Origin of the sequence: Sphingomonas turrisvirgatae, assembly GCF_001721295.1 — a bacterium.
GTDB classification, from domain to species: Bacteria; Pseudomonadota; Alphaproteobacteria; order Sphingomonadales; family Sphingomonadaceae; genus Sphingomonas; species Sphingomonas turrisvirgatae.
In genome coordinates this window covers 24,600-41,548 of record NZ_MDDS01000006.1, presented here as the reverse complement: position 1 = coordinate 41,548, position 16,949 = coordinate 24,600, and the positions used below count along the sequence as shown (strand labels likewise).

The following is a 16,949-nucleotide window of genomic DNA, read 5'->3' as shown; positions in this document are numbered from 1 at the left end:
GTCAGAACTCCAACGAGACGTTCGGAACCTCGCCCGCTATGATGGCGACGACGATCTTGCGGGCGGTTTCCTCGTCCGCGCCGCAGGTCATCAGCGCCTGCTTGGCTGCGGTCTTGACGGCGGTGCGGTGAGCCTGATCGCGGTTGCGGCGCTCCTGCTCGTCCGCGATCCGCTTGGCTTCTGCTTGGCGTGCGGCTTCCTCCGCAGCGATGCGGTCGCGTTCGGCCTGCGCGGCGCGTTCGGCGTCCTCGGCACGGCGGCGCTCTGCAGCCAGCTGCTCGGCGTGTTCGCGGTCGCGCCGTTCCTGCTCGGCGCGCGCGGCGTCTTCGGCTTCACGCTTGGCGCGCTCGGCAGCTTCCCGCTCGATCCGCGCCAGTCGTTCGGCCTCGTCTTTTTCGGCCTGAACCCGGCGCTCCTCGGCGATGCGTGCTTCCTCTGCCTCGCGCGCTTCACGCTCGGCGGCTTCGTTGGCCATGCGGTCCTGCTCGGCACGCTCCTCGGCCTCGGCACGCAACCGCTCCAGTTCGGCGCGGTCGGCTTCTTCCTTGGTCAGGCGGGCGAGGGCGGTGCGCAGCGTTTCGACCGCTGCATCCTTCGCCGACTGCGCTTCCGGCAGCATGTCGCGGAACTCGTCCTCGGCCAGCTCGACCGCGAACAGGGCCATGCCGCGCGCCCGGACCGTCGCCGCCGTATCGTCGAGCGTAACGACCGCATCGGCCTTGAACGCGTCGATAATCTCGCGGCAGCGGGCAACGCGCGTCTTCTCGGCATCTTCCCATTCGGTCAGGGGCTTGCGGACCTGCTCGGCCATGATGTCGAGCGTGTTGCGCGCATCGCGGCGAGCCTCATCGACGACCGCGATCTTGGCGCGCGCTTCCTCGTTCAGCTGCTTGCCGGCCGCATCGATCGCGGTCTTGGTGCGGGTGATCTTGTAGGCGAACGACTTGATCGCGTCTCGGCCCTTGGGGGTGGTGACGTCCGGCGTGAAGACTTCGATCTCGCGCCGGATATGGGCGTAGAGGTCGTCGCGCTTCTGCTGATCGACCAGCACCACGGCGGGCGTCTGGCTGACGACGACGGCGATGTCGGTCGAGGGCTGATCGTCGACCAGCTCGAGTTGTGCTGCGGTAGCCATCAAGCCGCCTCCGCCATGCACCGCGCCTCAAGCGCAGCGCTGATCTCGTTCCGCAGCGGGATCAGCTGCTCGTCGGCGTCGTTCCAGTGATAGCCCTGCAGGCGGATGCCGGTGACGGCCGCAGCGACGCTCTCGGGACGAACGCGGACACTGGCGTTGCGCCAGTCGGTCTGCGCGGCAACGTCGTGCCAGGCGACCAGCGAGGAATAGAGCGGCTCGTCGGTGAAGCGCTCGCGGGTTTCGCCGTGCTCGGTGAAGGTTGAGGTGGTGAGGCCGGCGGCTGCGATAACGGCTAGAAGGTCGAGGACCGGGTCGTCGAGATACCAGGGTGTGGGCATCGGGGTTGCTCCAAGCCGCGGGGTGCGGCGTTGGAGTCAATTTGCACATCATGCAAATAGCGGTCAAGCGATATTTTGCGGGATATGCAAATTATCGCTGTTGTAGCTGCTAGGCCTTGCCCAAGTCGATATACATGACCGGCGCCTCGCGCTCCCGGTTCGCTGCCGTATCCAGGATGGTGAACCCACACCGTAGATAGAAGTCGATAGAGCGCTGCTTGCTGTCGACCATCATGAAGCGACATCCTACTGAGGGGCAGATTTGGTCTTTGGCAATGCCAAGCGCCATATCGACCAACCCTCTGCCGATGCCGCTGTTTCGCATCTGCTGGTGAACAGCCAACCTGGCGATCTTGACGGCCGGATATTCGTGGTATCGGTAGTCGACCTCGCCGGCCGGTATCGGCGGCAAATCATCTCGACCAATCTCAACCTGCCCGCAGACAAGCGTGATATAGGCCTTGAGCTTCCGCTCGCCGCAGAATGCCCCGTATGTTCGGGCAAGCGACTGGCGCTCATACGCCCACGCGTGCTTCTGCACGAAAGTTTTGAGGGGCGCCAAATCAGGGTCGCCCAGCGAAAGGCCGGTGAGTCTATCACCGGCCTCGATTTGCTTCACTGTGACTTCGATCGCCACAGAGTGTTATGCTTGCTCGCGGACCTTCAGGGTGAAGGAGCCAGTCTCACGTAGCTGACGCGAAAGCGAAAGCCCCCTTGCAACCGACTCTCTGGCGGCTTGCTTGGGCTTGCCGTAGGTAACCTGGTTCACAAATTTCTTCGCGTCGGCGTCGGTGAGCACGACGCGACCAAACGCTGTCGATTTGATGCTCATCGGAGCCTCCGTTTACACTCGCGCGACCATCGCGCAGGAGTCGTAAAGGATCAGTTGTCGGTTATTTCCAACATTGCAATCTGAAGCCCATCAAATATGCGCGTCTAAGCGCATATTCTTGTTTTGCCATTTTGTCAAACGCCACTAAGGAGTGAGCCGGATTTAGGCTCACTTGCTAAGCGTTGCACAGCGCGATAATTATCCACTATGCAACGAAAATCGGAACCTAGTCAGGCGCCTACGGCTCGCGCGCGGGTTCTGCGCGACATTGCAGCCAAGCGGCGCGAGATATCCAGCCTAAATGCGCGTATCGCTAAATCAACCCGGGAATTGGCTGCGTTGGAACGGCTTTTGGCGGCGATCGAGCGGGACGGCGCGGCTAATCAGATAGCCCTCCGCGCCACCAGCACGCGGCGCATACTGATAGAACAGCGTGTATTGAAGAGATTGGATGCGAACCGATCGGCTGACACCCCGACTGAAGATTTATGGCCGATCGCAAAAGCGGCCGGGGTAACATCGCGCAGCACGTTCCGATCGATGCTGAGACGCATGGCGGAGCGGGGTTTGATCACATCGCCACGTCCGCGTCACTGGCGACTGGCCACGGGAGTCGTTTTCGCCCGATCCGAGATCCCTGGCCTGCAGCTGGCCATCGACCTTATAGCCGGCAAGCGAAGGCCGTAAGATTTTTCCTATTTCCTACATTGGTCGACAGGAACAATATAGGAACATGGCTCAGACGACTCGCCGAAAACTGGTCACGCTCAATGAGCCGCGATGCGAGGTGGGCTGTCGCACCTGCTATCTGGAATGCGCCGTCAAGCCCGAGAGGTTGGCTTGGTGGGAGATGGAGGTCGAGCGGCTGCTTCGCGAGCGCGTCGCTTTTGCTGACCCTGACTGGCAGCATTGGCGTGCTCACCTGAAAGCAGCTCAAGACGCTTGCGAAGAGCTGAGGCAGCAAATCGTGGCCACTCGCTCTCTGGCAGTCCATCCGGCTGCTCTTGCTGCACACCTTGGAGCGCCGCAATCAGTGTGTCTTCACTAGGGACGAGGAGCGGCAGTTCGCCATCGCCGCTAAAGATGTCCTGCACCCGGCACTTATAGGCCTTCGCGAGATCCGGAAGGTTGCCACTCGGTATGTTCGATGCGCCGCTTTCCCAACGCGATAGCTGACTGACCGAATAGGGCGCGCGTTCAGCCATCTGCTCAAGGGTCAGGCCGAGACGTTCTCGAAGCTGGCGCAGCAGAATATGCACCGCCTCGACTTTGCACGGCGCGCAATATGTCTCCATAGCATGATATGCAAAATGTCCGTTGACCGCAGATTGCATATTGTGCAAATTAAGCGTCATGACCCTCGCCGATTATCTCAAGCTCGACGGCCAGAGCGCCACCGCCCTCGCTGCCAAGTGCGGCGTCGAGGTCTCCACCATCACGCGAGCGGCAAAGGGCGACACCATGCCCAGTCGAAAGCTCATGTCGGACGTGTTCGAGCACACCGGCGGGCAGGTTACTCCGAACGATTTCTTCGGCATTGAGCCAGCGCAGGCCCACGCGGCATGAGCGGTCATTGCACCGAGTGCGGCGAAGCCATCTGCCGCTGCCCCGACCGTCACGACGCGATGATGACCGGCCAGACGGTTCATTGCCGGCACGCCAATTTCTTTGCCACGCCGAGCGTCCCGGTCGACGGTTGGGCGCGCGCTTTGCTGGGCATGCAGATCGGTGCCGGCTTCGGGTTGGGCCTCTGCCTTGTCGCCATCTTCATCATCGCGATGACCACGCTCAGCTCGGTAATCTGGTCATGAACACCAACACCCTCCGCACCATGGTCGAACGCCACCACGGCTGGGAAGGTGCATCCCCCGGCCTGCTCGGCAAGGTCTTTGGCGTCTCGACGCAGCGCGCCACGGCCATCGTGCAGGAACGCTGCGCCGTCTGCGACAAGCCGATCTGCGGTCATCGTGATGACGAGTGGGCCGGCAATCATTCGAACACCCGTCCGTCCATCTCAACAGCCGACCACGACGGCGGCTGCGAGGCCCAGGCTGCACTTTCTAGCGTCAACGCGGCGACGGCAGCGGGTTGCGACATGACAGTCGCGAAGCCTGGGAACGTCGCATCTTCACAGGTGCCGGCATGACGCTCGCGCACATCCTTGCCGGCATCGCCGTGTTCGCCGCCGCGCTGTTCGTCGCGCTCATGACCGTCTCGGCCATGCGCCTCGGCCGCGAACTTCTCGACCAACGCCGCCAGCAGCAGCCGGACGAACACAGCCAGTGGCTCGGCGCTGATGCGGGCGGGGCGGTGGATTTCTCTCATCTTGATCTGAGGCAATAGCCATGACGCAGTGCAATATCGTTCCGCGCGTGCAACCTCTGACGGAACAGCAGTTCCGGGCGAAGTGGTTGCGCGCACTCTCGCGCCTCTGCGACAATCACGGCGACGGACAGGTCGCGCTTTGGCTTGGCATCACCGAACGCCACCTGCGCAACGTGAAGGCCGGAACGTCGCTGCCGTCGGCCGATCGCATCTGGAACCTGCTCGCGTTCGACGATTCCGCACATGACGAGCTCGACGGCGAGTATGGCCTCAAGAACGTCGGCGCTAACGCGGTCTGCACGTCCGACCCGCTGACGATTGACCTTATTGCGCTGGCGCACGAGACCGCGCAGGCTGAGGCGCCGGACAGCCCGGGCGGGACCGCCACCACTGATCACGAACTGCTGCTCAAGGACGAGGGGCGGCTGCGGAAGTGCTACCGCACGCTCGGCACTTGGCTTGCCCGCATCGATGAAATCCGGCGGCCGACGCTGCGGGCGGTGGGGCAGTGACCCTTCTAGCCGAAATCGAGGCCTTCCTCGCCGAAACCGGCATGCCCGACGCTCGCTTCGGCAAGCACGCGGCGAACAATGCCGTCTTGGTCCGCCGCCTGCGTAACGGCTGCGACGTGATGCCGCAGACCGCTGACCGGGTGCGCGCCTATATCGCGGCCGAGCGCGCCAACCCGACCCCGCCCAAGCAGTCCAAGACCAAGGACCGTCGCTGCGGCTGCGGCGCCAGCATCACGCACAAGGCGGTGCGGTGCCGATCCTGCGCCAGCAAGGAACTGGCCAAGGCAATGCTGCGGCCTGTGCCGGCCGACTTTCAGGAGATCGCGCCGGGCAAGACGATCAACGAACTGCAGCGCATCTATAGCGCGGGACCGGACACCGTCGTCCGCTGGCGCAAGGAGGCAGGCATCGTCGGACCCCGGAAGGGCGCCCCTGCCTCAGTGCAGGCGCAACCGGAACCGCGTGCGACCGTCCCGCGCAAGCCCCGCGTCGGCCGCTTCCGCCAGGTCCAGCCCCGCCCGCTGATCGACCACCGCGATATCAGCCGCGCCGGCTTGGCCGCGCAGTTCCTGCAGCGCTTCGGCCAGGTCATCCGCTGCGATGCCGATGGCTCGATCAACCCCAAGGGCACGCACTGGCTGCGCGGCGGGCGATTCGTCCTGACCGATAACGAGATCATGCAGCGGGCCGAGCGCAATGGCTGGCGACCGGACCAGTGGAAGGAGCTGGCTCGACCCGCCGTAAACGCAGGCGGTGCTGCGCGGCAGGACATTGCAGCATGACGCAGGTCGCCACCAATGAGCCGCAAACCGGCTCACCCGCAAATCCGATGTCGCCCGGCGCCATGCTGCTGCTCGCCGCCACGTTCCTCGGCAACGCACGCACCGCGCAGCTGCTCAGCATTGAGGAGCGGTCGCTGCGCGCCAAGCTGGCCGGCGACCGCGGCGTCACTGCCGCCGACCTGCGCTGCATCGTCAGCGACTTGGAACGCCGCGCCCGCGCGATCGACGGCCATGTCGCCGCCATCAAAGCCATTCTGACCCCGGAGGCATCATGTCCGACAGCATAAGCGCCGAGCAACTTCGCCTCCTGATCGAGCGGATCGAGCGGCTGGAAGAGGAGAAGCGGGGGATCAGCGACGACATCAAGGACGTCTATGGCGAGGCCAAGGCGACCGGGTTCGACGCGAAAATCATGCGCGCCATCATCCGCCTGCGGAAGATGGAAAAGCACCAGCTCGATGAGCAGGACGCCCTTCTCGAAACATATCGCGCTGCGCTTGGAATGGCGTGATGCGGGGCAGGGGGCGACCACAAGCCAGCCGCTACGGCTCGGCCGAAATGACCGGCGCGCAGCACAAGGCGCAGCTGACCCGGCTCCTGTACGAGTGCCGGCCGCACATGCTCGACCGCTACACCGTCGACGAACTGCTGCGCACGCATAGCAAGGTGCCGCGGCGTGAGGTCGAGTATCTGCTGACGATTGCCCGGCAGAAGCGAGCGGGGGAGGCGCGCGGGTGAACATGTTCGCCGCCCTCGAAACGCCGCTCACCGACGAGCCATGGCACATCGACCCGCGCGACCGCGACCCGCGCAGCGAGGACGAGCGCGTCGCCGCTGCCCTGCGCATGGCGCACATGATCTGCCCGGCGGTGGACATCGTCGCCATCCCGAACGCCGGCCGCCGCAGTCGCTGGGAAGCGAATGCCAGAAAGCGCGAAGGCATGAAGGCCGGCGCGCTCGACTGGGTCGTGACCTGGCGCCCGCATCTCGGCGACCGCGGTGTCGCCTATGTCGAGTGGAAGGACGGCACTGGCACTCCGGACGCCAACCAGCGCGACCGGCTGAACATGCTGTTCCGCATGGGGCATCATGTCGGGGTGTTCCGGCGCGAAGACAGCTTCTTTGCTTGGTTGCGGGCGCTGGGGGCGCCGTTTGTTGATCGGGTGGGGCGGCTGTGAACGCGCAGACAACCATCACCGCAGACGCCGGCAGCATCGAGGGCGCATATCGCGCCACTATCTCGGCGCATTGCCCGAACCAGAGCGAGCTTGCGATGCAGGCGCGCATTGCCCTTGCGCAACTTCGTGCCCGTGCCTCAGCCGGCGCCCGCCGTTGCAGCGACGAGGCCGCGCCTGTCCTGCACCATGTAGCAGTGCTGGCCGGCGAGACCGTTTACGCGCCGCTGCCTGAGGGCAAGCTGCACCTCGTCGTCGGGGCGCTCTCGAGCCTGATGTCCGCTGCTCGGCACGTCGAGCGCGCCGTCAACTGGACCCAGCCGGAAGGTGGATGACGACATGGGGCCAGATAACCTGAGCTGGGACGAAATTCCGGACCGACCCGACAACGTGTTCCCGCTGCACAGCGAGCCGCCGGCGTGGATGGACGAGGCTAGCGAGGCGTGGCGGCGCGATCAGGAAGCCATGACGGCGGTGGCACGCGTGCCGCTGCCCCTGCAGTTCTTCGAGGACATCGAGGAGGTACTGACCGGCCTGTGGTTGATGAAGCATCTCCTGCCCGCCGTCGGCATGGCCGTGATCCATGGCCATCCCGGCTCGGGCAAGACCTTCCTGGCGCTCGACTGGTCTCTACACATTGCGCTGGGCTGGGACTGGCAGGGACGTAAGGTGCAGCAAGGCCTCGTCGTCTATCTGTGCGCCGAAGGTCAGCGCGGCCTCAAGAACCGCGTCGCCGCGTTCCGTCGGCACCACAAGATCACCGAATGCCCGTTCGCGCTCATCCCGATCGCCATCGACATGCAAGCCCAGGATGCGGACGTGAACCGCCTGATTGAGGCCGTGCGGGCCGCTGAGGCGCATTACGGCCAGAACGCCGTCATGGTCGTCATAGACACGCTGGCGAAGACCTTTGGCGGTGGCAAGGAGAACACCGATGACATGGTCGGCTATGTCGCGAACTGCCAGCGCGTGTCGGCTGAGTTCGAGTGCCTGACCACCATCGTGCACCACCGGCCGAAGGATGCCGAAAGCGAGGATCCGCGCGGCCACAGCAGCCTTCGAGGTGGCGTTGAAACCGTCGTGCTGGTGGAGGCCGGCGAGACCAAGAAAGCCCGCGTCACCAAGCAGAAAGACGGTGAAGACGGGATCGAACTCCTGTTCAAGCTCAAGGTCGTCGAGCTTGGCCAGGACGAGGATGGCGAACCCGTCACCTCCTGTATTGTCGAACCAACCGACGTGGACCTTGCTCCGCGTGGCGACAGCATGGGGTCCAAACTCGCCAAGCTCTCGGACAAGCAGAGGGTCGTTCTGAACGCCCTCGACGAGACGGCCGAACGGCTCGGCTTCTATCCGCCGACCGACATTCCGGAGCGCGAAATCAACCGGCTGAAGGTCGGAAAGGTCGTGAAATTCGAGGATTGGCGCGAACGGCACGCCCAGACGTCCGGACATGGTTCGGACATGAAGCCGGACAGCGTCTACAAGGAGTTCCGGCGCGGCCTCGACCGACTGAAAAAGGACGGAATTGTAACGGTTTACGGCCCATATGCGTGGCGCACTTGGGAAGACCGTGAACCCGTTCGGACAACCTCGGACAACCGGACGGACAACAATAAATTTCAGCCTCGGACAGATCGGACAAACGGGGTTCCCCCTACGGGGGAAACCCCCGCCTTGTCCGAGCCTCTGTCCGGAAGTGGCCCCGCCGCCTCGTCCGACTGGAAATCGAACCCGCTGCTGAACCCGGACGCTGCGTCGTTGGAGCCGCCCGCTTGGCTCGACGATCGTCCGCCGTTCGATCCCGATGATTGGCCTGATGGGCCGGACTGGAGCACCGACGCATGACCGCCCTCGCCACAATCCCCACAGCCGCCCCGTTCGACGCCTGCCTAGCCGATCCCCAACACCACGCAGACAAGGTTGCCAAGATGATCGAGGGGAAGGGCTGATGGCACGAGCGGAACTTCACAGCGGCCCGCCTTTGGGCCTGTTGAGCGACAACGAGGCGATCATCTATCGCGCGCTGGATCAGGCAGCGAGGGAAGGGAGGCCGTGTCCCGCCAATGAGGAGCTGAGCGCGCTTCTCGGTTGTTCGTCCGACAGCACGTCGCCAACCATCGTGACCCGGCTTGACCGGCGCGGCTATATCCGCGTGCAGCGCTACCAGCGCAGTCGACAGGTGACGATCATTCGCACCGGTATGTCGACGGCAGAGCCTGCGTCGAAAGCCCCGCACTGGCGCGATCGCCCCAAGAACATTCCCGCGCCGGCCCCCGATTCAATCAAGGCCAAGCGTCCTGATACATTCTCGCAGATCGTGATGGCGGCCAACCGAGAGCGCCGGCCGATCGCGGACTTTCTGGCTGATCTGGTGTGGATCGGCTTTGACGCATTCAAGCAAGAGGAAGCGCAGTCGTGAGTGGCGAAGTAGGGCGCCCCACTGCTTACCGGGACGAGTTCGTTGAGCAGGCCAAGAAGCTCTGTGAGCTTGGTGCGACGGACATGGAATTGGCCGACTTCTTCGAGGTCGACGTGTCGACGATCTACCGCTGGAAGATCGCGCATCCAGAATTTTGCGAGGCACTCATCGCGGGGAAGGACGCGTGCGACGATCGCGTGGAGCGTAGCCTCTACAATAGGGCAGTCGGATACAGCTTCCCGGCCGTCAAAATCTTCATGCCCGCCAATGCGGAAGCGCCCGTCTATGCGCCGTATACCGAGCATGTCCCGCCCGACACAGGCGCGGCGATGTCGTGGCTCAAGAACCGCCGCGGCGACAAATGGCGCGAGAAGAGCGAGGTCGATGTTACCGTGACCGATCGCGCCACACTGATCGCTGAGGCTCGCAAGCGAGTGGCGAATGGCAAGCAAGATTGATCCCGAGGTCGAGCTGATCGCGGACATTGCCGGCTTCACGCATGATCCGCTTGGTCACGCCCTCTATGCCTATCCGTGGGGTAGTGAGCGCCTGCCATCCCCCGGCCCGCGTTCATGGCAGCGAGACACGCTGACGACGATTGGCGAGCATCTGAGCGACCCGGAAACCCGGTTCACGCCGCTGCGGGTGGCCATTGCCTCAGGGCACGGCATCGGCAAGTCGGCGCTCATCTCAATGATCGCCAAGTGGGGTCTCGATACCTGCGAGGACTGCAAGGTCGTCATCACGGCGAATACCGAACCGCAGCTTCGCACAAAGACGATGCCCGAAATCGCGAAGTGGTCACGCCTCGCCATTACCTCGCACTGGTTCAAGATCACGGCATCCGCCCTGGCGTCTACTGCAGCCGGTCATGAGACGGCTTGGCGGCTCGATGCAGTCACCTGGTCGAAGGACAACACCGAAGCATTCGCTGGCCTGCACAACATGGGCAAGCGCATCATCGTGATCTACGACGAGGCCTCGGGCATCGACGACAAGGTCTGGGAGGTGACGCTCGGCGCGCTGACGGACGAAGAAACCGAGATTATCTGGATCGCGTTCGGCAACCCGACGAAGAACACCGGGCAGTTCCGCGCCTGCTTCGGCAAGGATCGCACCCTCTGGAAGACGCGCCAGATTGACAGCCGCACGGTAGAGGGCACGAACAAGGAATACCTGCAAAGCCTCGTCGACGCCTATGGCGAGGACAGCGACATCGCCAAGGTGCGCGTCCGCGGCATGTTCCCGTCTGCTTCCTCCATGCAGTTCATCGGCATGGATCTGGTGCAGGAGGCTCGCACTCGCGAGACGGGCCAGACACTCGGCTCCGATCCCGTCATCTTCGGCGTCGACTGCGCCCGCTTCGGAGACGATCACTCGACCCTTGCTATTCGATGCGGTCGTGATGCTCGGTCCCGCCCATGGAAACGATGGCACCACATGGACAGCATGACGATCGCGGGTGACATCGCATTGCAAGCCCAGATGTGGAAGCCCGATGCCATCTTCGTCGACGCGGGCAATATCGGCGCTGCCATCGTCGACCGCCTTCGCCAGCTGATGCCCGACATGCTCGTCATCGAAGTGTGGTTCGGCGGGCAGGGGCGCGAGGTCGAGATGCAGACGGGCGTGCGCGTCCGCACCGCCAACAAACGTGCCGAGATATGGACCAGTATGCGGGCATGGCTCAAGGGCGGCTGCATCCCGGACGAGCAGCAGCTTGAGGACGATCTGACGGGGCCGGAATATGCCTTCAACGCAGATCAGGCGATCCAGCTTGAGAAGAAGGAACACATGAAGAAGCGCGGCCTTGCCTCGCCTGACGATGCTGACGCGCTGGCGGTCACGTTCGCCGAGCCTGTGATGCCGCGCACTGTGCCGGGATATCTCGACCCGGTGAGCTATGGGAAGGGAGAGTATGACCGATATTCCGAAGTCTGACGACGAAGCGTCGACAACCCTATGGACTGTGCAGTGGGGGGATCAGCCGATAAGGTTTGGCTTAGGCCGCCCACTCACGCGCTGGGAGCGGCTGCGCGTTCGCATCACGCGGCCATATTGGAGCGTCCGATATCTCATCGAGGACTTGTGCAGCGTGAGCGGCTACCGCATCCGGGGCGCCTGGCGTGTCCTGCTGGGACGCTCGTCATGGTATTGACCGATACAGCGAAGTCTAAGCCCCGCATCCGGCTTAGATCGGACGGCTGGTGGAGGTTCGGGTGGAACTGGCTAACGCCTTTCGGTACGCACGAGTTCTGGGTTGGCCCGTTTGACAGCGCCGCTCATGCCGCTCGATTCAACGCCTGACTGACACCCGATAGCGCTGCATCTCGCAAGGAGCAGCGCATGTGTGTTTCGGCCAAGGCCCCCGACGTTCCATCCATCCCTGAGCGGCAGGCGACCAAGCTGCCGGATCAGGGCGCGACAGCCGGTCGATCCGATGCGATGGCCCGCCGTCGTCGCGGCCTCTATGCGTCGATCCTTACCAGTCCGCAGGGCGCGCTTGGCGCTGCCAACGTCTCGGGTATCTCCGGGGCTACCCTGGGCTGATGCTCACCCTCCGCGAGCGTTGCGAAAAGCGCCTGCATGGAATGAAGCAGGTCCGCCAGCCGTTCGAGGAGGAATGGCGGGATATCGCGAAATATGCCGCAACGGCACGCTCGCGCTTCCTGAACAGCGAAACCAACCAGCGCCGCCGCAACGTCAAGATTCTCGACGAGCATGGCATCTACGCCTTCCGCACGCTCACTGCCGGCATGACGAGCGGGCTGTCCTCCCCGTCGCGCCCCTGGTTCACGCTGCGCACCTATGACGACGAACTGAACGAGGACTGGGAAGCCAAGGCGTGGCTCTCCGAGGTCGAGCGTCGCATGTATGCGTTCCTCGCCACGACCAACTTCTACGGCGCTGCCAAGGCGGGCTATGGTGAACTCGGCCTGTTCGGGACCGAAGCCTGCGTCATGGTTGAGCATCGCACCGAGGGCGCAGTCTGCCACGCCCTCACGGCGGGCGAATACTGGATCGCGGCCGGCAACGCGCTGAAGGCTGACACGCTCTACCGCCGCACGCCCATGACGGTCTCGCAGGCGGTTGAAGCGTTTGGAAATGCCGTCTCGCCGCAGGTCATGAACATGTATGACCGCAGCAACTATCACGAGCTGGTGCCGGTCTTTCAGGCGATTGAGCCGAACACCGAGCGCGATCCGGGGCGCATCGACAACCGTAACAAGCCGTTCCGCTCGCTCTATTGGGACGAGAACGACGGGCGCAAGGATCACCTCCTGCGCTACACGGGCTATGAGGAGCAGCCATTCTGGGCACCGCGCTGGGAAACCGTCGGCGCGGACGTGTATGGCTATTCGCCGGGGATGGACTGCCTGCCCTCGCTGCGGGAGCTGCAGCTTCAGGTGAAGCGCCGTAATCAGGCGATCGATCAACTGGTCAATCCAGAGACCATCGTTCCACCGGGTGTGAAGCTCACTCGTCAGCCGGGTAACACCGTGACCGCTGCATCGATCGATGCCGGCCAAGTTATCGTTCCCTACCAGATGCCCTATCAGGCGGTCGACGCGATCCGGCAGGAAATCGACCGCACCAAGCAACAGACAGACCAGCTGTCCTATTCCGACCTGTTCATGGCGATCACCAACATGCAGGGCATCCAGCCGCGCAACGTGGAGGAAATCGCCTCTCGGAACGAGGAGAAGTTGACCCAGCTTGGCCCGGTCATCGAGCGCGTGAATAACGAGAAGCTGGAAGTCGCGATCGACCGCACCTTCGGGTTGATGGAGCGGGGCGGTCTGCTTCCTCCTGCCCCCGAGGCGATTCAGGGCCAGTCTCTAAAGGTCGAGTTCGTATCGATCCTCACACAGATGCAGCGCATGGTTGGCATCGGCCAGATCGAGCGCACCGCGGGCTTTGTCGGCAACCTCGCCGCTGTATTCCCTGAGGCGGTCGACAAGCTCGACGTTGACGAAATGATCGACGAGTTCGCCGAGCGTGCTGGCGCGCCGGCCAAGATGATCCGCACCGCCGAGATGGTGAAGGGCATCCGCGATGCGCGGGCGCAACAGCAACAGGCCGAGCAGATGGCGCAGACGATGCCCGCTGTCCGCGACGGGGCAGACGCGGCTCGCTTGCTGTCTGAGACCGATGTGGGCGGCACGAGTGCGCTCGACATGCTGGTGGGCGCATGAGCGACAAGCAGCGCAGGCAGGACATGGAGTTCCTGGTCAAGCGGCCCGAGTTCCTGCGCTTCCTGTTTCGCTCGATTCAAATGGCCGGGGTTCTCGATCAAACCACGCGGGCAACCAACGGGTCCGACGGTCGCGATCTCGCATTTGTCGAGGGGCGCAGGAGTCTGGGGTTCGACATCCTTCGCGAAGCCGACGCGGGACAGCCTGCGCCGATGCAGCACCCCTACAGCCTTATCACACTGATCGCTGCGCTGCGCGAGGAAGCCCAATCCCAACCCGAGGAGAAGAAACGTGGTGGACGAGACGACCGATACAGTGACGGAGACGACGGAAGCGGTGACGCCGGCTGATGCGGCTGTCGACACCGCGGCTGCTCCCGATGCTGGCGGCAGCGAAGGGGCGGGCGATGAAAGCACGATCCTGGGCGGCGACGCTGAAGGCGCGGAAGGTGAGGCGTCGGGAGAGGAAGCGGACAAGGGCGGCGATCAGGCTGCTGCTGCGGACGGACCCCCTGAGGCCTATGAACTGACCGCGCCGGAAGGCATGACGCTCGACGAGGAAACCCTCGCTGAAGCCGATCCGGTGTTTCGCGAGCTCGGCCTGTCGAACGAGGCTGCTCAGAAGCTGGTCCCTATCGCGGCCAAGTTCGGCGAGCGCATTGCCGCCAACGCGGCGCAATCGGCCAATCAGGTCATTCTCAACGAGGTCATCGCACAGCGCAAGGAATGGGCTGAGACCGCGAAGTCCGATCCAGAGATGGGCGGGGCGAAGTGGGACGAGACGATCGAACTGTCGGCAAAGGCGCTCGACGCTCTGGGCTATCCCAAGGGCTCGCCGTTCCGCAGCTTCCTCACTGACAGTGGCCTTGGCAATCACCCCGAGATGATCCGCGCGATGCGCAAGATCGGCGGGATGGTGAGCGAGGATGGTGATTTTCCGCGGGGCGACATGGGCGCTCCGGTTCCGAAGTCTCGGGAAGAAATCCTCTACCCGAACGATGTGAAGGCAAGTGCGTAAACCTGACCAACCCGCGTCGTGAGACGCCACGGTCCCTTAGAAGGAATTTGTTCTTATGGCTACTTTGGGGAGTTCCTACCTCAACCTGATCGACATGTTCAGGGCGCAGGGGGATGAGGCGACTGCGGAAGTCGTCGAGACGCTGAGCCGTCTGTCGCCTGTGATGCGCAACGCGTTCACGGTCGAAGCGAACGCCGGCACCATTCACAAGCATTCGATCCGCACCGGCCTGCCCGCTGTCACGTGGGGTCGCCTCTATCAGGGCATCCCGCAGAGCAAGTCGGGCCGCACGATGGTGACGGACACGACCGGCTTCGTTGAAGGCCTGTCGACCGTTGACACGCGCTTGCTCGATATCTCGAAGAACCCCGCCGCGCTGCGTATGCAGGAAGGTGAGGCGTTCCTCGAAGCGATGGTGCAGGAGACCGAGACGGGCTTCTTCTACCACGACGTGGTGACGACGCCGGAGAAGTTCCGCGGCATGGCGGCGCGCTACAACGCTTCGGGCGGCGGCGGCGCTGGCAACCAGATCGTCAAGGCTGGTGGTGCCGGATCGGACAACACCTCGATCTGGTTCGTCACCTGGTCGGAGAAGGCGACGCACCTGATCCACCCGCAGGGCACGAAGGCTGGCATCGAGCGCCAGGACAAGGGCGAGCAGCGCGTCACCGATGCGAACGGCAATGCCTATTACGTCAAGGAAGAGCTGTTCCGCCAGCATATCGGCGTCGCTGTGCGTGACTGGCGCTACAACTCGCGCATTGCGAACATCGACGTGTCGGACATGAACGCCGGCAACGTCGATCTCTACAAGTTCATGCGGCAGGCGCTCTACAAGCTGCAGGGCGTCTATTCGACCGCGATGCAGTCGGGCGGTCAGCTCAACCCGAACGCTTCGGTGGAAGGCCGCACGGTCATCTACATGAACCGCGAGACGCTCGCGGCGCTCGATGCGCTCGGCACCAACAGCAACAACGGCGCGCTCATGCTCAAGCCGATGGAGCTCGAAGGCCGCATGGTCCAGTCCTACCGGGGCATCCCGATCGAGGTCTCGGACGCAATCCTCAGCACGGAATCGGCGGTCGCCTAACGGCGCGCCTACGGGAGACAAGACATGATCGTGGACAACACCCTGGTCTTCAGCAACTCGCAGGCGGTGACGGCCGACGCGGGTTCGACCAATAACCTCGATATCGGCGCTGCCGGGACGGCCTACGGGCATTCCGCGCCGGTCAAGCGCGATATCGGCATTGGTTCGGACATCCCGCTGTGGATCTCCGTCACCGAGGCGTTCAACAACCTGACGAGCCTGACGCTGGTTCTCCAGACCGACGACACCGCGGCGTTCAGCTCGCCCAAGGAGGTCGCGTCCAAGACCTATGCGGCGGCTGAACTGACGCTCGGCGCGCGGCTCAAGTTCCCGTCGTCGCTGCCGGAAGGGACGGACGAGCAGTATCTCCGGCTCTACTATGACGTGACTGGCACCGCGCCGTCGACGGGCAAGATTTTTGCCGCGGTCGTGGCCGGCGCGCAGACCAACTGAGGAGCGTGAACATGGCGAAGGAAACCGCAGTCAACTCGCACCGCGCCTCGCAGCGCGGCTATGCCAACGGCCTCCTCATCGAGGAAGGCGAGTATGTGCCCGCCGGCGTGCCGGTGAGCGAAACCTGGATGGAGAAGGTCGGCAAGGACGATCCGCTTCAGCGCGCCGTCGAGGAGGCGCTCGATCCGCAGCCGGGTGATGTCGACCTGACGCGCCTGTCGAAGGCCGCGCTCGAAGCCAAGGCGACCGAGCATGGCATCAACCCTGCCGGCCTGTCGAAGGACGACCTGATCACCGCGATCAAGGCAGCCTACGACAAGGACCGCACGCAGTAACGGGGGTGGGGCGGGGCTTCGGCCTCGCCCCTGTCCATAGGAGCCGGATATGGCCGACAACTTCACCGGCTCGTTCGAGGAGCGGGTCACCTATCCAAGCCGCAGGGTAGCGGCGGTTACCCCGCACGACAGCAACGCCTTGGCTGATGTGCCTAAGGCGCTCTACGTCGGGACTGGTGGCAACATTGCGCTGCGAGCGATCGATGACAGTGCCGATGTCACGTTCAACAACGTTCCTAACGGGACCATTCTGGCGGTGCGCGCGAGCCATGTTCGCGCGACTGGCACGACAGCCAGCGGGATTATCGGCTTCTACTGAAGCGCTCGATTCAAGGCCATG

The 16,949-nt window shown here is 63.7% G+C and carries 28 protein-coding genes; 23 read left to right on the top strand and 5 right to left on the bottom strand.

Annotated elements, in window-relative coordinates; genetic code table 11:
• Window position 1: 1 nt before the first annotated feature.
• From BFL28_RS02405 to BFL28_RS20020, 5 genes are all read right to left on the bottom strand, one after another.
• Entirely contained in the window at window positions 2-1,135 is a 1,134-nt protein-coding gene (locus BFL28_RS02405) for a hypothetical protein (RefSeq protein WP_069319056.1), read from the bottom strand.
• Window positions 1,135-1,473 carry a hypothetical protein gene (locus BFL28_RS02400; RefSeq protein WP_069319055.1) on the bottom strand — a complete coding sequence of 113 codons (339 nt, stop codon included), beginning with the start codon at window positions 1,471-1,473 and terminating at the stop codon, window positions 1,135-1,137. Before BFL28_RS02400 ends, BFL28_RS02405 begins: the two co-directional genes overlap by 1 nt.
• A gap of 109 nt (window positions 1,474-1,582) precedes the next feature.
• On the bottom strand, window positions 1,583-2,110 hold the full coding sequence (locus BFL28_RS02395) for a GNAT family N-acetyltransferase (protein ID WP_069319054.1): 528 nt from the start codon (window positions 2,108-2,110) through the stop codon (window positions 1,583-1,585).
• Between the two features lie 6 nt (window positions 2,111-2,116).
• A complete protein-coding gene (locus BFL28_RS02390) occupies window positions 2,117-2,305 on the bottom strand; it encodes a hypothetical protein (protein WP_069319053.1) in 189 nt (62 codons plus the stop codon).
• An 821-nt stretch (window positions 2,306-3,126) separates the two neighbouring features.
• Window positions 3,127-3,660, bottom strand: coding sequence for a helix-turn-helix domain-containing protein (locus tag BFL28_RS20020; RefSeq protein WP_079246884.1), 534 nt, complete (start codon window positions 3,658-3,660; stop codon window positions 3,127-3,129).
• On the opposite strand from BFL28_RS20020, the gene BFL28_RS02380 reads away from it, so the two are divergent.
• The 23 genes from BFL28_RS02380 (at window position 3,659) to BFL28_RS02275 (ending at window position 16,928) form a co-directional block, all read left to right on the top strand.
• Window positions 3,659-3,871, top strand: coding sequence for a helix-turn-helix domain-containing protein (locus BFL28_RS02380; protein ID WP_069319051.1), 213 nt, complete (start codon window positions 3,659-3,661; stop codon window positions 3,869-3,871). The genes BFL28_RS20020 and BFL28_RS02380 overlap by 2 nt on opposite strands.
• Complete coding sequence (locus tag BFL28_RS02375; RefSeq protein WP_069319050.1) at window positions 3,868-4,116, top strand: hypothetical protein; 249 nt, start codon at window positions 3,868-3,870, stop codon at window positions 4,114-4,116. The genes BFL28_RS02380 and BFL28_RS02375 overlap by 4 nt, the downstream gene beginning before the upstream one ends.
• A complete protein-coding gene (locus BFL28_RS02370) occupies window positions 4,113-4,451 on the top strand; it encodes a hypothetical protein (RefSeq protein ID WP_069319049.1) in 339 nt (112 codons plus the stop codon). Before BFL28_RS02375 ends, BFL28_RS02370 begins: the two co-directional genes overlap by 4 nt.
• The gene (locus BFL28_RS02365) at window positions 4,448-4,648 is read left to right on the top strand and encodes a hypothetical protein (protein ID WP_069319048.1); all 201 of its coding nucleotides are present in this window, start codon (window positions 4,448-4,450) and stop codon (window positions 4,646-4,648) included. Before BFL28_RS02370 ends, BFL28_RS02365 begins: the two co-directional genes overlap by 4 nt.
• Before the next feature lie 29 nt (window positions 4,649-4,677).
• Window positions 4,678-5,142: a hypothetical protein gene (locus tag BFL28_RS02360; protein ID WP_173655660.1), complete on the top strand. Its 465-nt coding sequence runs from the start codon at window positions 4,678-4,680 to the stop codon at window positions 5,140-5,142.
• The gene (locus BFL28_RS02355) at window positions 5,139-5,924 is read left to right on the top strand and encodes a hypothetical protein (RefSeq protein ID WP_069319046.1); all 786 of its coding nucleotides are present in this window, start codon (window positions 5,139-5,141) and stop codon (window positions 5,922-5,924) included. The genes BFL28_RS02360 and BFL28_RS02355 overlap by 4 nt, the downstream gene beginning before the upstream one ends.
• Entirely contained in the window at window positions 5,921-6,211 is a 291-nt protein-coding gene (locus tag BFL28_RS02350) for a hypothetical protein (protein WP_069319045.1), read from the top strand. The genes BFL28_RS02355 and BFL28_RS02350 overlap by 4 nt, the downstream gene beginning before the upstream one ends.
• Window positions 6,196-6,435 carry a DUF2312 domain-containing protein gene (locus BFL28_RS02345; protein ID WP_069319044.1) on the top strand — a complete coding sequence of 80 codons (240 nt, stop codon included), beginning with the start codon at window positions 6,196-6,198 and terminating at the stop codon, window positions 6,433-6,435. The genes BFL28_RS02350 and BFL28_RS02345 overlap by 16 nt, the downstream gene beginning before the upstream one ends.
• Window positions 6,435-6,662 carry a hypothetical protein gene (locus BFL28_RS02340; RefSeq protein ID WP_069319043.1) on the top strand — a complete coding sequence of 76 codons (228 nt, stop codon included), beginning with the start codon at window positions 6,435-6,437 and terminating at the stop codon, window positions 6,660-6,662. The genes BFL28_RS02345 and BFL28_RS02340 overlap by 1 nt, the downstream gene beginning before the upstream one ends.
• Complete coding sequence (locus BFL28_RS02335) at window positions 6,659-7,102, top strand: hypothetical protein (RefSeq protein WP_069319042.1); 444 nt, start codon at window positions 6,659-6,661, stop codon at window positions 7,100-7,102. Before BFL28_RS02340 ends, BFL28_RS02335 begins: the two co-directional genes overlap by 4 nt.
• Entirely contained in the window at window positions 7,099-7,434 is a 336-nt protein-coding gene (locus tag BFL28_RS02330) for a hypothetical protein (RefSeq protein WP_069319041.1), read from the top strand. The genes BFL28_RS02335 and BFL28_RS02330 overlap by 4 nt, the downstream gene beginning before the upstream one ends.
• Entirely contained in the window at window positions 7,427-8,944 is a 1,518-nt protein-coding gene (locus tag BFL28_RS02325; RefSeq protein WP_131818569.1) for an AAA family ATPase, read from the top strand. Before BFL28_RS02330 ends, BFL28_RS02325 begins: the two co-directional genes overlap by 8 nt.
• A 103-nt stretch (window positions 8,945-9,047) precedes the next feature.
• Entirely contained in the window at window positions 9,048-9,518 is a 471-nt protein-coding gene (locus tag BFL28_RS02320; protein WP_069319039.1) for a hypothetical protein, read from the top strand.
• Entirely contained in the window at window positions 9,515-9,976 is a 462-nt protein-coding gene (locus BFL28_RS02315; protein ID WP_079246883.1) for a helix-turn-helix domain-containing protein, read from the top strand. The genes BFL28_RS02320 and BFL28_RS02315 overlap by 4 nt, the downstream gene beginning before the upstream one ends.
• Complete coding sequence (locus tag BFL28_RS02310) at window positions 9,960-11,459, top strand: terminase (protein WP_069319037.1); 1,500 nt, start codon at window positions 9,960-9,962, stop codon at window positions 11,457-11,459. Before BFL28_RS02315 ends, BFL28_RS02310 begins: the two co-directional genes overlap by 17 nt.
• A gap of 405 nt (window positions 11,460-11,864) precedes the next feature.
• Window positions 11,865-12,068: a hypothetical protein gene (locus BFL28_RS20015; protein WP_079246882.1), complete on the top strand. Its 204-nt coding sequence runs from the start codon at window positions 11,865-11,867 to the stop codon at window positions 12,066-12,068.
• Window positions 12,068-13,714 (top strand): portal protein, encoded by a 1,647-nt coding sequence (locus BFL28_RS02305; protein WP_069319036.1) that lies wholly within the window; start codon window positions 12,068-12,070, stop codon window positions 13,712-13,714. Before BFL28_RS20015 ends, BFL28_RS02305 begins: the two co-directional genes overlap by 1 nt.
• Entirely contained in the window at window positions 13,711-14,064 is a 354-nt protein-coding gene (locus BFL28_RS02300) for a hypothetical protein (RefSeq protein WP_069319035.1), read from the top strand. The genes BFL28_RS02305 and BFL28_RS02300 overlap by 4 nt, the downstream gene beginning before the upstream one ends.
• Window positions 14,006-14,731: a hypothetical protein gene (locus BFL28_RS02295; protein WP_131818568.1), complete on the top strand. Its 726-nt coding sequence runs from the start codon at window positions 14,006-14,008 to the stop codon at window positions 14,729-14,731. The genes BFL28_RS02300 and BFL28_RS02295 overlap by 59 nt, the downstream gene beginning before the upstream one ends.
• A gap of 55 nt (window positions 14,732-14,786) precedes the next feature.
• On the top strand, window positions 14,787-15,821 hold the full coding sequence (locus BFL28_RS02290) for a major capsid protein (RefSeq protein ID WP_069319033.1): 1,035 nt from the start codon (window positions 14,787-14,789) through the stop codon (window positions 15,819-15,821).
• A 24-nt stretch (window positions 15,822-15,845) separates the two neighbouring features.
• A complete protein-coding gene (locus tag BFL28_RS02285; protein ID WP_069319032.1) occupies window positions 15,846-16,274 on the top strand; it encodes a Bbp16 family capsid cement protein in 429 nt (142 codons plus the stop codon).
• Window positions 16,275-16,285: 11 nt separating this feature from the next.
• On the top strand, window positions 16,286-16,609 hold the full coding sequence (locus tag BFL28_RS02280; protein WP_069319031.1) for a hypothetical protein: 324 nt from the start codon (window positions 16,286-16,288) through the stop codon (window positions 16,607-16,609).
• A gap of 49 nt (window positions 16,610-16,658) precedes the next feature.
• Window positions 16,659-16,928 (top strand): spike base protein, RCAP_Rcc01079 family, encoded by a 270-nt coding sequence (locus BFL28_RS02275; protein WP_069319030.1) that lies wholly within the window; start codon window positions 16,659-16,661, stop codon window positions 16,926-16,928.
• Window positions 16,929-16,949: the final 21 nt, after the last annotated feature.